The 12,818-nt window shown below is 59.2% G+C and carries 9 protein-coding genes; 5 read left to right on the forward strand and 4 right to left on the reverse strand.

Features of this window, described 5'->3' with window-relative positions; genetic code table 11:
• Positions 1-10 precede the first annotated feature (10 nt).
• The 4 genes from GS_RS14105 (at position 11) to GS_RS14120 (ending at position 4,722) form a co-directional block, all read left to right on the forward strand.
• A complete protein-coding gene (locus GS_RS14105; RefSeq protein WP_010943438.1) occupies positions 11-412 on the forward strand; it encodes a glutaredoxin family protein in 402 nt (133 codons plus the stop codon).
• An 80-nt stretch (positions 413-492) separates the two neighbouring features.
• Positions 493-1,530, forward strand: coding sequence for a cytochrome-c peroxidase (locus GS_RS14110; RefSeq protein WP_010943439.1), 1,038 nt, complete (start codon positions 493-495; stop codon positions 1,528-1,530).
• A 134-nt stretch (positions 1,531-1,664) separates the two neighbouring features.
• Entirely contained in the window at positions 1,665-2,237 is a 573-nt protein-coding gene (gene rbr, locus GS_RS14115) for a rubrerythrin (protein WP_010943440.1), read from the forward strand.
• Positions 2,238-2,472: 235 nt separating this feature from the next.
• Entirely contained in the window at positions 2,473-4,722 is a 2,250-nt protein-coding gene (locus GS_RS14120) for a PAS domain-containing sensor histidine kinase (protein WP_010943441.1), read from the forward strand.
• Positions 4,723-4,824: 102 nt separating this feature from the next.
• On the opposite strand, the gene GS_RS14125 is transcribed toward GS_RS14120, so the two are convergent.
• Both GS_RS14125 and GS_RS14130 read right to left on the reverse strand, forming a co-directional pair.
• On the reverse strand, positions 4,825-7,473 hold the full coding sequence (locus GS_RS14125; protein WP_010943442.1) for a hybrid sensor histidine kinase/response regulator: 2,649 nt from the start codon (positions 7,471-7,473) through the stop codon (positions 4,825-4,827).
• 102 nt (positions 7,474-7,575) lie between these two features.
• Positions 7,576-8,466, reverse strand: a complete 891-nt coding sequence (locus tag GS_RS14130; RefSeq protein WP_010943443.1) for a LysR family transcriptional regulator — start codon at positions 8,464-8,466, stop codon at positions 7,576-7,578.
• Positions 8,467-8,574: 108 nt separating this feature from the next.
• Here GS_RS14130 and GS_RS14135 point away from each other — a divergent pair, with 108 nt between their 5' ends.
• On the forward strand, positions 8,575-9,507 hold the full coding sequence (locus tag GS_RS14135) for a YeiH family protein (protein ID WP_010943444.1): 933 nt from the start codon (positions 8,575-8,577) through the stop codon (positions 9,505-9,507).
• Between the two features lie 114 nt (positions 9,508-9,621).
• Here GS_RS14135 and nifK read toward each other — a convergent pair whose 3' ends face one another.
• Positions 9,622-11,091, reverse strand: a complete 1,470-nt coding sequence (nifK, locus tag GS_RS14140) for a nitrogenase molybdenum-iron protein subunit beta (RefSeq protein ID WP_010943445.1) — start codon at positions 11,089-11,091, stop codon at positions 9,622-9,624.
• 167 nt (positions 11,092-11,258) lie between these two features.
• Entirely contained in the window at positions 11,259-12,698 is a 1,440-nt protein-coding gene (nifD, locus tag GS_RS14145) for a nitrogenase molybdenum-iron protein alpha chain (RefSeq protein ID WP_010943446.1), read from the reverse strand.
• Between the last annotated feature and the right edge of the window lie 120 nt (positions 12,699-12,818).

Here is a 12,818-nt window from a genome sequence, read left to right on the forward strand (position 1 = left end):
AAATACTTCAATGACCGCATCGTACCGTTTTGTTCTCATGACCCTGCTGGCAGGGATGTTCGCACTGCCCGCCGCCGGCACTGCCGCGGCGGGTAGCGCCCCCCAGTCGGCAGTGACGCCGCAGCAGAAAGAAGCGACAGAGTTCCCCGATGTCATTATCTATACCCTGTCCACCTGCCCCCACTGCGCCGAGGCGAAGGCATACCTCGCCAAACGGGGCATCCCCTTCACAAACCGGGAAGTGGACACCGACGACGAGTATATGGCGGAGCTGATAAAGATCTTTGACGACATGAAGGTTCCGGACGAACGTCGCGGAGTCCCGCTGTTCGTTGTCGCCGGAAAAACGCGGCTGCAGGGATTCGACAAGGCCAAGCTCGAAGAGGCGATCAATGGCGGGGCCGAAAAATGACCATGCCCGCGGGTGAGTGGGTGAAAGACAGGGCCCGTCGCACGCAGCAACTCAATACACAACTATCGAGGAGATCATCCATGAAACAATTGTCCGTGTCGCTTGCCATCCTCTGTGCAGTCGCAACCAGCGAGGCATTCGCCGCCGATGAGCTGCAGCAGCGTGCCCAGGGCCTCTTCAAGCCGGTTCCTGCCAAGGCGCCCACCCTGAAGGGCAACCCGGCATCGCCGGTTAAAGTGGAGCTCGGCAAGATGCTCTATTTCGACCCGCGGCTGTCCGCCTCCCATCTCATCAGCTGCAATACCTGTCACAACGTGGGACTGGGCGGCGGGGACCTCCAGGCAACCTCCACCGGCCACGGCTGGCAAAAGGGGCCCCGCAATGCACCGACGGTTCTCAACTCGGTCTTCAACACCGCCCAGTTCTGGGACGGCAGGGCCAAGGATCTGGCCGAACAGGCCAAAGGTCCGGTGCAGGCCTCGGTCGAGATGAACAACACGCCGGATCAGGTGGTTAAGACCCTGAACAGCATCCCCGACTATGTCGCCCTGTTTAAAAAGGCGTTCCCGGGCGAAAAGGACCCGGTGACCTTCGACAACATGGCAAAGGCCATCGAGGTGTTCGAGGCGACCCTGATCACCCCCGACTCCCCCTTCGACCAGTATCTCAAAGGGAAGAAAAAGGCCCTTGACGGAAAACAGACCGCCGGCCTCAAGCTTTTCCTCGACAAAGGCTGCGTCGCCTGCCATGGCGGCCTCAATCTGGGCGGTACCGGCTACTTCCCGTTCGGGGTCGTGGAAAAGCCCGCGGAGAACATCCTTCCCCTCGGCGACAAGGGAAGGTTTGCGGTCACGAACACCGCCAAGGACGAGTACGTGTTCCGGGCGCCCTCCCTGCGCAACGTCGCCATCACCTATCCCTACTTCCATTCGGGCGTCGTCTGGAGCCTGAAGGAAGCGGTGGCCGTCATGGGTTCCGCCCAGTTCGGCATCAAGCTGAGCGATGATGAAAGCGAGGCCATTGCAGCCTTCCTCGGCAGCCTCACCGGCAAGCAACCCAAAGTCGTGTATCCGATCATGCCGGCCAGCACCGACGCAACACCGCGCCCCAGACTGTAAGCGACTCCCGTTGCGCCCCTCCTCGTGCCGAAGCGGGGCCTCATGAATGAAGCGGCCAGCGGCCCACGCTGGTGTTGCCGCATCGATTCTGGTATAGAACATATTCCAACCACTGCTGGAAAGGAGAGCTGTACATGTCACTGAAAGGCACCAAAACCGAGCAGAACCTGCTGAAGTCATTTGCCGGCGAAAGCCAGGCACGCAACCGCTACACCTACTTTGCCGCCGCCGCCCGCAAGGAAGGGTACGTGCAGATCGCCGACATCTTCGAGGAAACCGCCAACCAGGAGAAGGAGCACGCCAAGCGCTTTTTCAAGTTCCTGGAGGGGGGAGACCTGGAAATCACCGCCTGCTTCCCCTCTGGCAAGATCGGGACCACTGCCGAAAACCTGCTGGCCGCCGCCATGGGCGAGCATGAAGAGCATTCCGACCTCTACCCGGCGTTCGCCCAGGTGGCCCAGGAAGAGGGATTTCCGGCAATCGCGGCGGTCTGGCGGGCCATTTCCGTGGCGGAAAAGCAGCACGAGAAGCGTTATCGTGACCTGCTCGCCAATATCGAGAACAACCGGGTCTTCACCCGCGAAGGTGAAGTAGTCTGGCGCTGCCGCAACTGCGGCTACCTCCACACCGCCGCCGGAGCGCCGGAGCTGTGCCCTGCCTGCGCCCATCCCAAGGCACACTTCGAACTGCTCGGAGAAAACTGGTAAAGCGCCGCCGGTGCAGCATCAAGGCGCGTCCCGGTGCGGGACGCGCCTTTTTATTTAAGGCACGGAACATGCAGTTTTCACCCCGGGATGACTGCCCGCGGCCCCGGACGCGCAATCGTCATCCAGGCTGGTTGCATTATGGTAACAAAAACTAATTTGCACTGCGCATACTAAACAAATAGAATAAACATTTCTCTCGACACTCCCCCCACAAACATTGCACTCCGGTGACTGAATGAGCACAGAAGCCCCGTCACGTGATATAGCCGATCTGAGCACCCTCACAGCAGTTGTGGACTGCATGCCGGCGCCGGCCCTTTTGATCGAGGACGAGCGGGTGTTCTGTAACCGTGCGACTGAAGCCCTCACCGGGTACCGGCGAGATGAACTCTCATCCCTTGACGCGTGGTTCCGCTCCCTGTTCGGCTCCGAGCACGAAAGGGCCAGGAGTCGGTTCGACGCCGACCGGGCAACCGGGTTTCCCGTTGTGCGGCGGGAAATCATAACCAGGAAGGACGGGAGCCGGCGCCTGGTAGAGGTCGCGGGGTCGATCTGCGGCAAGTTGATGTGCATCCTGCATGACATCACCGACCTCATGGACGTCCGGCTGCAGCTGCAGGAGCACGCGGAGCGCTACCGGATCATCAAGAGCACATCCATGGACGGCTTCTGGGTGGTAGACCTCCACGGCAACGTCGTGGAAGTCAACGACGCATGCTGCCACATTCTGGGATACAGCCGGGAAGAACTGCTGACCATGTCCCTTCACGACATCGACGCGACCGAAAGCGTGGAGGAGACGCAGAAACACATCCGGGACATCGTCGAACAAGGTTCCGAGCGCTTCGAAGTCCGCCACCGCCGCAAAGACGGCACCGTCATCGACGTTGAGGTCAGCACGACGTTTCAGCCCGCTTCGCGCTGCTTCCACACCTTTATCCGGGACATCAGCGAACGCAAGCAGACCGAAGAGGCCCTCCGGAAAAGCGAGGAACGCTTCCGCCTTGCCATGGAGGCAACCACCGACGGCATCTGGGACTGGAATATCGCGGCTGATAGTGGTTACTTCAGCCCGGCCTACTACCGGATCCTGGGGTACGAGCCGGAGGACTTCTCCCCCTCTTTCCAGGTGTGGATGGAGCTCCTGCACCCGGAAGATCGGGAACGGGCCATCAGCACCAACATAGACTGTGTCGAGGGGAGAACACAGGGCTTCCAGGCAGAGTTCCGCATGAAGGCCAAGGACGGCAGTTGGCGCTGGATTCTCGGCCGGGGGTCGGCCGTGAACAGGGATCGCCGGGGAAAAGCCCTGCGCCTCATCGGCACCCATCAGGACATCACCGAACGCAAAACAGCGGAAGAGGCGCTGCGCAACCGCGAGTGGCTGCTGCGGGAGGCCCAGCGGATCGGCTGTCTCGGCACCTACGATTACGATATCGTGCACGACAATTGGGAATGCTCCGCCGAGTTGGACCGGATCTTCGGCATACACACGGCTACCCCCAAAAACCTTGAATTCTGGCTCGATCTGATTCACCCGGAGTTCAGGGAGAAGATGAAGGACTACTTCGCGTCGCTTCTCACCGAGCGGACATGGTTCAACATGGAGTACAAGATCATCCGCCCGTCTGACGGCCAGGAACGCTGGGTTTACGGCACGGGAGAGTTCACCCGCGACAACGAGGGCAGGCCGGTCCGCATGATCGGGACGATCCAGGACATCACCGAACGCAAGCAGACAGAGGAAACCATCGGCAAGCTCAACCGGGAACTCGACAGGCGCGTCATGGAACGAACCGGCCAATTGGAAGAAGCCATCCGGGAGCAGGAATCCTTCAGCTATTCGGTTTCCCATGATCTGCGGGCGCCGCTGCGGCACATCAACAGCTACAGCAATCTGGTTATCGAGGACTACAGCGATCAGATCCCCGTGGAGGCCCGCTACTACCTCGAACGCATCTGTACGGCAAGCGGCAAGATGGGGCAACTGATCGACGATCTGCTGGAGCTTTCGCGGGTGGGCCGGGTCGAGTTGCGTAAAGGCACCGTTAACCTGAGCAAAAATGCGGCATCGGTCGCATCGATGCTTCAGGAAACCGAGCCCTACCGCGCCGTTGATTGGGTCATTGCCGGCGATCTTACGGCGCAGGCCGACCGGACCCTGATCCGGCAGGTGTTGCTCAACCTGATGGGCAACGCCCTGAAGTACACCGCCAAGACGTCCCGGGCGCGAATCGAGATCGGCAGCGCCGTGATCGATGGCGAGACGGTCTTCTTCGTCAGGGACAACGGCGCCGGTTTCGACATGGCTTACGTGAACAAACTGTTCCGCCCCTTCCAGCGGCTGCACGGCGGCGAGTTCCCCGGCACCGGCATCGGTCTGGCAACAGTCCAGCGGATCATCCAACGGCACGGCGGCCGGGTCTGGGCAGAGGGCAAAGTCAACGGCGGAGCAACGTTCTATTTCTCCCTGCCTGAAATCTGACGATCGTGCACTCCCTCCCTGCAGCGAAAAGGGCGTTCCCCGATGGAGAGCGCCCTTTTTGCTGCGGACACAGAGTTCGACTGGTACATCAAGCGGTTCACGTCAGTCTTGCTGAACGTTCCTGATGGTCTCCTTAAGCATGGACAGCCGGTACGGCTTCTGGATGAACCCTGCCAGCCCCTTTCCGGCAAAGCGCTGGTTGATCTCCTGCTCGTTATAGCCGCTGGACATGATTACCTTAACGTCGGGCTTGAGCTGCCGCAGCTCCCGGAAGGTCTGTTCGCCGTCCAGATGGGGCATCGTGAGATCGAGAATGATACAGCAGATCTTTTCCTGGTGCTGCGCAAACACTTCGAGCGCCTCGCGGCCGTCCATGGCGGTCAGGACATCGAACCCGAGTTCTTTCAGCATCTCAGCACCGATGCCGATAACCGTTTCCTCGTCATCGACCAACAGGACAGTGCCGCATCCTTTCCACACCGCCTGCTTCTGCTGATCGCCATTGAACAGGTCTTTGGGTTTGTCGCCGGCCGGCAGGAGCACCTTGAACGTCGTGCCCCGGCCGGGCTCGCTGTAGACCCGTATCGCCCCCTTGTGCCCGCGTACGATGCCCAGCACCGCAGCCATCCCCAGGCCGCGGCCGGTAAACTTGGTTGTGAAGAACGGGTCGAAGATCTTCGACACGGTCTCCCTGTCCATGCCGCAACCGGTGTCGGCAACCTCCAGCCAGACGTAGAGTCCTTCGGGGATCGACTCATTGAGCCAGGCGTTGCTTAAATACTTCCTGTCGCACTGCATGCACCCCGTGCTGATGGCGATGACGCCGCTCTTATCGGCAATCGCCTCTGAGGCATTGATAACCAGGTTCATGATGATCTGGCGGAGTTGGGTGGCATCGGCATCGACCGTGGGCAGAGAGTCGGCAAAATTGAAGCGGAGCACGGCCTTCTTGGAAATGGAGACTTGCAGCATATGGGTCATCTCTTCGACCAGCCGGTTCAGATCGATCGGTTCGATGACGAATTTACCCTTGCCGGAATAGGCGAGCATCTGCTTGGCAAGATCGGATGCCCGGTTGGCAGCCCGTTCGATTCGCGCCAGGTTGTCGCGCACCGGTGATTCGGGATTGAGACGCATCAGTGCGAGGTCGGTATTGCCGACGATTGCCGTCAGGATGTTATTGAAGTCATGGGCGATGCCGCCGGCGAGCACGCCGAGGCTCTCCAGTTTCTGGGCATGAAGGAGCTGTTTCTCAAGGCTCTCGTGTTCTTCTTCAGCGCGCTTGCGTTCGGTGATGTCCCTGACAACAGCACAATTGAACTCATCGTTGTCGTGACGAATATAGTTGGCAACGATCTCGACCGGAATAATGCGGCCATCTTTAGTGCGATGGCGCGACTCGAACCGGAGGGTTCCCTGCCTGCGAAGTTCCGGGAAGTGCTGCGCCCATACTTCAGGCGGGGAGTCGGGGTCTACATCGAAGACCCCACGGTTCAACAGTTCTTCGCGGGAATAGCCAAGAGTGCGGCACGCGGCCTCGTTGACATCTACAAAACGGGCGTCGGGCGTGATCCAGAAAATCGCGTCGGATACGGCATTGACGCTGGCGCGGGTTAAATGCAGCAACGCTTCGGCCTTCTTGCGGTCGGTGGTGTCCGAGGCCGCACCGTAGAGGATCAGTTCGTCCTCCGTTGCACCTTGTTCGCACTGGCAGGAATCCGTTATCCACCGGATACTCTCATCTTTGGCTATGATCCTGAACGATATATCCCTGATATCGCCCGGCTTGAGGCTAGCAAGGGCCTCTGCCGTCGGGTGCTTATCGTCAGGGTGGACTATTGAGAGCCAGCAACCGCGCGCGAACATCTCCTCGCTGCTGTAGCCGGAGATTGCATTCAATGCACCGCCGATCCACTTGATTCGATATGGCTCCTTCCCCTTGCGCGAGCACTTGTGGACATAGTCCGATGTGAGGGTGGTGAAGTGGCGATAGTTCTCTTCGCTTTCCGCAAGTGCTTCGGTGCTTTGCCTGACGCGTTGACGCAGCCTCGTGTTGAAGAAAAAGAGGCCGGCGAGGATCACTGCCGCCGTCAATGAGGCGGTCGTGGCAACGAATGCCGCTGTAAATTCATCGTCCAGAGGGATGCGGATCGATTCGATCGCACGAATTGTCCCGGCCGACTCATTGAAACCGCCCTGGCCGGAATAGATCTGCTGCAGCCCGATTGGCGAATCAGCGCGATTGCCGTGGCAGCGCAGGCACGCCTGATTGGTTTCGAGAAACGGTTTGGCGTAGAGAAGGTACTTTTTCCCGTCAATGGTCCTGATCTCGGAATGGGATTTGAGGTCGCGCCGGGTATTGAATAGCCCGAGGAGATAGGCCTCCCGCTCGTCCGCAATGTTCACCGGGTTCCTTGGATTTTGCGAAGCCATTTTGTAGTACACCAGCGGGAGCCCCTCCTTTTCCCGCTCCTTGTTGAAGAGGCCGTGCATGACTCTGGTCATGTAGGATGAAGAGAGGAGTTGCGGCGCATAGAAATCACGGGCAATCTTGCCCTCATCCTTGGCCTTGTAGTAGGTGGGATGCATCACCTGCTGGATGTACGCATGGAATGATCGATGAGAGAGGATAATGCTCTTGAGGTTCTCCTCCGCCTTGTGTACGACGTACCTGGTAACGGCGAAGTAGGTGACAACCCCGATTGTGACTGTCAGGGCCGCAGCAGACAGCAGTTGCCGGATCAATTTCATTATCCCTCCACAATCTGCCTGTTCGGGTCTTTCGGGCACTGCATTGGAGCTTTGGTTCAGGCCGAAAGGCAACTGAATTCTACACCTAAACCGCAGACATGGCTATATATCCTTATGCCGATTCAGTAGCGACCAAAACGCGCACAGCAATCTGGTCTTGTACCCGGATTGCCTGGTCTGGAGTGACAGGGTTCTTTTCAAATCCAGCGGACACGCAATTTCAACCAGCCAACCATGTTCCAGTTCCCTGTTAACGGCAATCCTCGAAAGGCAGCCTACCCCCAGCCCCGCCTCAATTGCTTTCTTGATCGCCTCGGTATGCCCTAATTCCAGGCTGATCGAGAAGGAGATGCCTTTCCCCGCCATCGCGCCCTCAAAAACCTCCCTTGTCCCGGAGCCCGTTTCACGCATGATCCACGGGGCATTTCCCAGCATCTCCACCGACGCTGCGCCATCGCATGCCCATGGGTGCCCTTTGCCGACCACGACAACGAGCTCATCTTTTTTCCAGGGAGTGGAGTCAAGAACGCCGGAATGCGGAATCCCTTCGATCAAGCCGAGATCAAGTTCTCCCTTTTCCAATGCGTGCTCTATCTGGTGGGCATTTCCGATAGTAAGCAATACCTTTGCATCGGGATAGTTCCCCGAAAATTCGGCAATCAGCTCAGGCAGGATATAGTTGCCGATCGTGGTGCTTGCGCCGACATTCAGGACCCCCCTTGGCTCGCCGGCGGAATCTTCCAAAAACTGCTCTATCGCCCGGGTTCTCCTGACCACCTCTTCTGCTTCAGGCAGTATTTTCCGGCCGCGGTCATTCAGGAGCAGCCGCTTGCCGCGCCTCTCGAAAAGCGGAGCCCCCGCCACTCGCTCCAATTCGGCGATAGCCATGCTCACGGCCGATTGAGTCAGAAAGAGTTGAGTGCTTGCCTGTGTTACATGCTCGCATTGTGCAACTTTTTCGAATATTTCCAGCTGCCTCAGACTAATCGCCATCGTCTTCCCTTATAAATAATACTGATCATAATAATTTTTATTACTCATTTTTTATTATATTCAAGGTGGTCTATGATGCAACTAAATAGATGCAGAAAGGAGTGCGACATGAACGGCAGCAACCTGCGCAGGGGGACATTCACCATACTTCTGGCGTTGTGCGCAACCCCGTGGGTCGGCACGGCCCAGGCCCTGGTCATGGGAATAGCCCTCGGCCTTTTGCAGGCAAATCCGTGGCCACGGCAGACCGCCCGGTATAGCAAAATGCTCCTGCAGGCCTCGGTAGTCGGACTTGGCTTCGGGCTCAGCCTCGGCGAGGTGATACAAACCGGAAAGGATTCCATCTGGTACAGCGTAATCGGTATCTCGTGCACGCTCTTGGTGGGCTATGGCCTCGGCAAGCTGTTCAAGACGGGCACCAACACCTCGGCCCTTATTTCGTTCGGCACCGCCATTTGCGGCGGCAGCGCAATCGCAGCCATGGCGCCGGTTCTGAAGGCGAAAAGTGACGAAACCGCCGTAGCGCTGGCAACGGTCTTTACCCTTAATTCCGCTGCGTTGCTGCTGTTTCCACTGGTAGGGCACTGGTTGCAGCTTGACCAGAATACCTTTGGCGTCTGGTCGGGACTGGCCATCCATGATACCAGCAGCGTTGTAGGCGCCACATCGGCATATGGCGCCACGGCATTGGCCATCGGGACGACAGTCAAACTTACCAGAGCCATCTGGATAGCACCGGTCGTCATGGCGGCCTCCCTGATCAAGGGTGGCGAGCAGCAAGCCCGGATTCCGCTGTTTATCATCGGATTTCTCGGCGCGGCAGCCATCAGGACACTGTTGCCGTCCTATGAACATTTCTGGGGAGAACTGGCTGGCGTCGCCAAGCAATGCCTTGTCGTAACCTTGTTCTTGGTCGGAGCCGGGCTGAGCAGGGAGGTAGTGAAACAGGTCGGAATCAGGCCTCTGGTTCAGGCGGTTAGTCTGTGGGTTCTGGTGAGCGCGCTTACGCTCGTCGCTCTGAAATTGCCGTGGTCGGCATAAGGGAGGAGCACACGCATACTGTGCCGACATCATACATTTCTGCAGGCTGCAAGTGGAATCCCTATCCGGCTCCCACTCACAGCCTGCAGAGCTACAGGCACCTACGCAGTCAACTTACCGCATCATCTCGAAGAACCGGTCCTCACAAGTCTCGTCGGTGATGTCGAGGAACTTGTTGCAGATCTCGGTCAGCATATTGACCACGCCCTGGTAGCCGATGATCGGGTAGCGGTGCTTGTTGACCCGGTCGAAGATCGGGAAGCCGAAGCGGAAAAGCGGGATACCGGCGTCGCGGGCCGCGAACTTGCCGTGGGTGTCACCGATCATGGCGTCCACCGGGTCGGTCATGAGCAGGCTCCGCATGTGCCAGAGATCCTTGTTGATGTAGATCTTGCAGCCGGCGCCGTAGGGAGAGGTATCGAGCAACGCCTGGATTTCCTTCTCCAGCTTCTTTGTCCCCTTGCTGCAGAGGATGTGATAGGGCTTGGCGCCCATCTCCAGCAGAAAGGAGACGTAGCCGAGGAGCTGGTCGGGATCGCCGTAGACGGCGAACTTTTTGTTGTGGATGTACTGGTGGGCATCGGTCATGGCGTCCACGGCCCGGCCCCGCTCCTCCTTCAGACTCTCGGGGACCGGCTTGCCGAAGAGCTCCGACAGCTTCTTGAGGAAGTCGTCGGTCTTGGTGACTCCCATGGGCATGGGAAGGGACGCATGCTTACCGGAATAGGAGTCTTTAACCCAAGAGAAGGTCTTTGCCGCCGAATAGGGCCCCAGGTTGAGGGTGGCCTTGCCGTTGATGGAGTCGGCGGCGTCATCCAGCGTGGTGCCGCCCGGATAGGGGCGGTACGTGCCGTCCAGGGGCGAATCGAACACGTCGGAGATGTCGCCGAGGATGGTGTAGGGAATGCCGAAGGCCTCGAGAATCCGCTTGTACTCCCTGAAGTTGCCGGTATTGGCGTCGAAGCCGGGGATCAGGTTAAGCTTGCCCGTGCAGCGACCCTCCACCTGTTTGCCCGCGGTCAGAGTCTGCAGGATGGAAAGGAGCATGGCGTCGTAGCCGTGGATGTGTGAGCCGTTGAAGCTCGGGGTGTTGGCGTACGGGGTCGGCATGTCCGCCGGGATGATCCCCTTGTTGCGGGCGTTCTTCAGGAACGCGGTCAGGTCGTCGCCGATGATCTCCGGCATGCACGAGGTGAAGACGGCGACCATCTTGGGCTTGTAGAGAGCGATGGCGTTTTCCAGCCCCTCGTGGAGGTTGTTCTGGCCGCCGAACACGGCGCCGTCCTCGGTCATGGCATCGGAAACGGCCGGCGCCGGCTCCCGGAAGTGCCGGTTGAGGGTGGAGCGGTAGTAGGAGGCGCACCCCTGGGAACCGTGAACGAATGGCAGGGTCCCCTCGAAGGCGTGGGCCACCAGTTCGGCCCCCAGGGGCTGACAGGCGTGGGCCGGGTTGATCACCAGGGCCTGGCGGGCGAAGTTCTTCTCCTTGTACTCTTCAGTGTTGATCCATTCGGCGACTCTCTTTACTTCTGCGTCATCGTATTCGGTGACCGGCTTGACGGCGAGTCCGAGTTGGTTGCTCATGGCGATTCTCCTTTACGGCCGGGGACCAATCCGTCCCACGACCGGGTTTGGTTTTGTTTTTTCCATCCGACGCCGATTTTCGTCAGGACCGTGGCGCCGATGAAGAGCGCGGAGGCCGCACAAACGATGACGAAGGCACGCCGAGATGGCGGAAAAGCGGACTCCGTCTAGAACGGCGACTTGATCAGCGACCACGTGGGGCTATTCACCGCCATGTCAATGTCCCGGGCAAAGATCGGGAATCCCTGGTAGCCGTGATAGGGACCGGAGTAGTCCCAGCTGTGCATCTGGCGGAAGGGAAGCCCCATTTTCTGGAACACGTACTTCTCTTTGATGCCGGAGGCAACCAGGTCGGGCTTGATCTGATGGGCGAACTTCTCCAGCTCGAACTCGGAGGCATCGTCAAAAATGACCGTATCGACCGGCATCTCGGGGGAGGTCCGCTCGTAGTCGTCGCCGTGGGCGAACTCGTAGCCGGTGCCGACAACCACCATCCCCAGGTCCTCGTAGGCGCCCACGGTGTGGCGGGGACGGAGACCGCCGACGTAGATCATGACCTTCTTCCCTTCGAGCCGCGGCCGATACTCGTCGATCACCGCCTGCATGATCGGGTCGTACTTGGCAATGACCTTTTCCACGTTCTCCTTGATCCTGTCGTCGAACCGCTCACCAATCGCGCGCAGGCTCTCCTTGATCTTGCTGGGGCCGAAGAAGTTGAACTCCAGCCAGGGGATGCCGTACTTCTCTTCCATCACGCGGCACATGTAGTTCATGGAGCGGTAGCAGTGGATGAGGTTGAGCTTCACCGTGTGGGTGGCGGCGATCCGGTCCAACTCGCCGTCGCCGGTCCAGGTGGCCTTCACGTTGAGGCCGATCTCCTCCAGCAGCGCCTTGGCGCTCCAGACGTCACCGCCGATGTTGTAGTCGCCGATAAGGGCGATGTCGTACGGGCTCTCGGGCTCGGCAAACTCCCGGGTGCCGATGATGAAGTCGCGGATGGTGTCGTTGGAAATGTGGTGGCCCAGGGACTGGCTGACCCCGCGGAACCCTTCGCAGTTACAGGGTATGACCGGGATGTCCAGCTCCTTGGCGGACTGCTTGGCCACGGCGTTGATGTCGTCGCCGATGAGGCCCACCGGACACTCGGACAGGACCGAAATCCCCTTGGCCAGCGGGAACAGTCCCTTGGCCTCCTCCAGCAGTTGCTTCAACTTCTTGTCCCCGCCGTAGACGATATCCTTTTCCTGGAAATCCGACGTGAACTGCATGCCGAAGTTGGTGACCCCGTTGATGCCGCTCATCAGGTTGCGGCGAGTACCCCAGGAGTACCAGCCGCACCCCACCGGACCATGGGAGATGTGAACCATGTCGCGGATGGGGCCCCAGACGACCCCCTTGGCGCCGGCGTAGGCGCAGCCCCGGGCGCTCATGACGCCGGGAACGGTCTTGCGGTTGGACTTTACGCAGGAACTGACGCCGTCGTTGGGGGCCAGGTGTGGAGCGCGCTTCTTACGCCCTTTTTCCGGGTAAACCTCCAACACCTTGTCGATCATCTCCTGAGTCGACTCTTTGGTTATTCCTTCAACTCTTTTGGCTGCATTGGACATAAGTATTCTCCTGTCAAAGGCCGCACAGTGTGCGCCCTTACCTGGTTGCGCGGAACCGTTGGCGAACGATTTTGAGGCCGGCCCGGTGAGGGGGTGGGTAGCAGGGCATGAGCACAGCAG

The organism is Geobacter sulfurreducens PCA (assembly GCF_000007985.2).
GTDB lineage: Bacteria > Desulfobacterota > Desulfuromonadia > Geobacterales > Geobacteraceae > Geobacter > Geobacter sulfurreducens.

What these genes read in the sequence shown, in the direction of transcription:
- GS_RS14135 (WP_010943444.1), top strand. Translation starts at nt 8,575, where the DNA reads ATGAACGGCAGCAACCTGCGCAGGGGGACATTCACCATACTTCTGGCG.
- GS_RS14130 (WP_010943443.1), bottom strand. Translation starts at nt 8,466, where the DNA reads ATGGCGATTAGTCTGAGGCAGCTGGAAATATTCGAAAAAGTTGCACAA.
- GS_RS14110 (WP_010943439.1), top strand. Translation starts at nt 493, where the DNA reads ATGAAACAATTGTCCGTGTCGCTTGCCATCCTCTGTGCAGTCGCAACC.
- GS_RS14120 (WP_010943441.1), top strand. Translation starts at nt 2,473, where the DNA reads ATGAGCACAGAAGCCCCGTCACGTGATATAGCCGATCTGAGCACCCTC.
- rbr (WP_010943440.1), top strand. Translation starts at nt 1,665, where the DNA reads ATGTCACTGAAAGGCACCAAAACCGAGCAGAACCTGCTGAAGTCATTT.
- nifD (WP_010943446.1), bottom strand. Translation starts at nt 12,698, where the DNA reads ATGTCCAATGCAGCCAAAAGAGTTGAAGGAATAACCAAAGAGTCGACT.
- GS_RS14105 (WP_010943438.1), top strand. Translation starts at nt 11, where the DNA reads ATGACCGCATCGTACCGTTTTGTTCTCATGACCCTGCTGGCAGGGATG.
- GS_RS14125 (WP_010943442.1), bottom strand. Translation starts at nt 7,473, where the DNA reads ATGAAATTGATCCGGCAACTGCTGTCTGCTGCGGCCCTGACAGTCACA.
- nifK (WP_010943445.1), bottom strand. Translation starts at nt 11,091, where the DNA reads ATGAGCAACCAACTCGGACTCGCCGTCAAGCCGGTCACCGAATACGAT.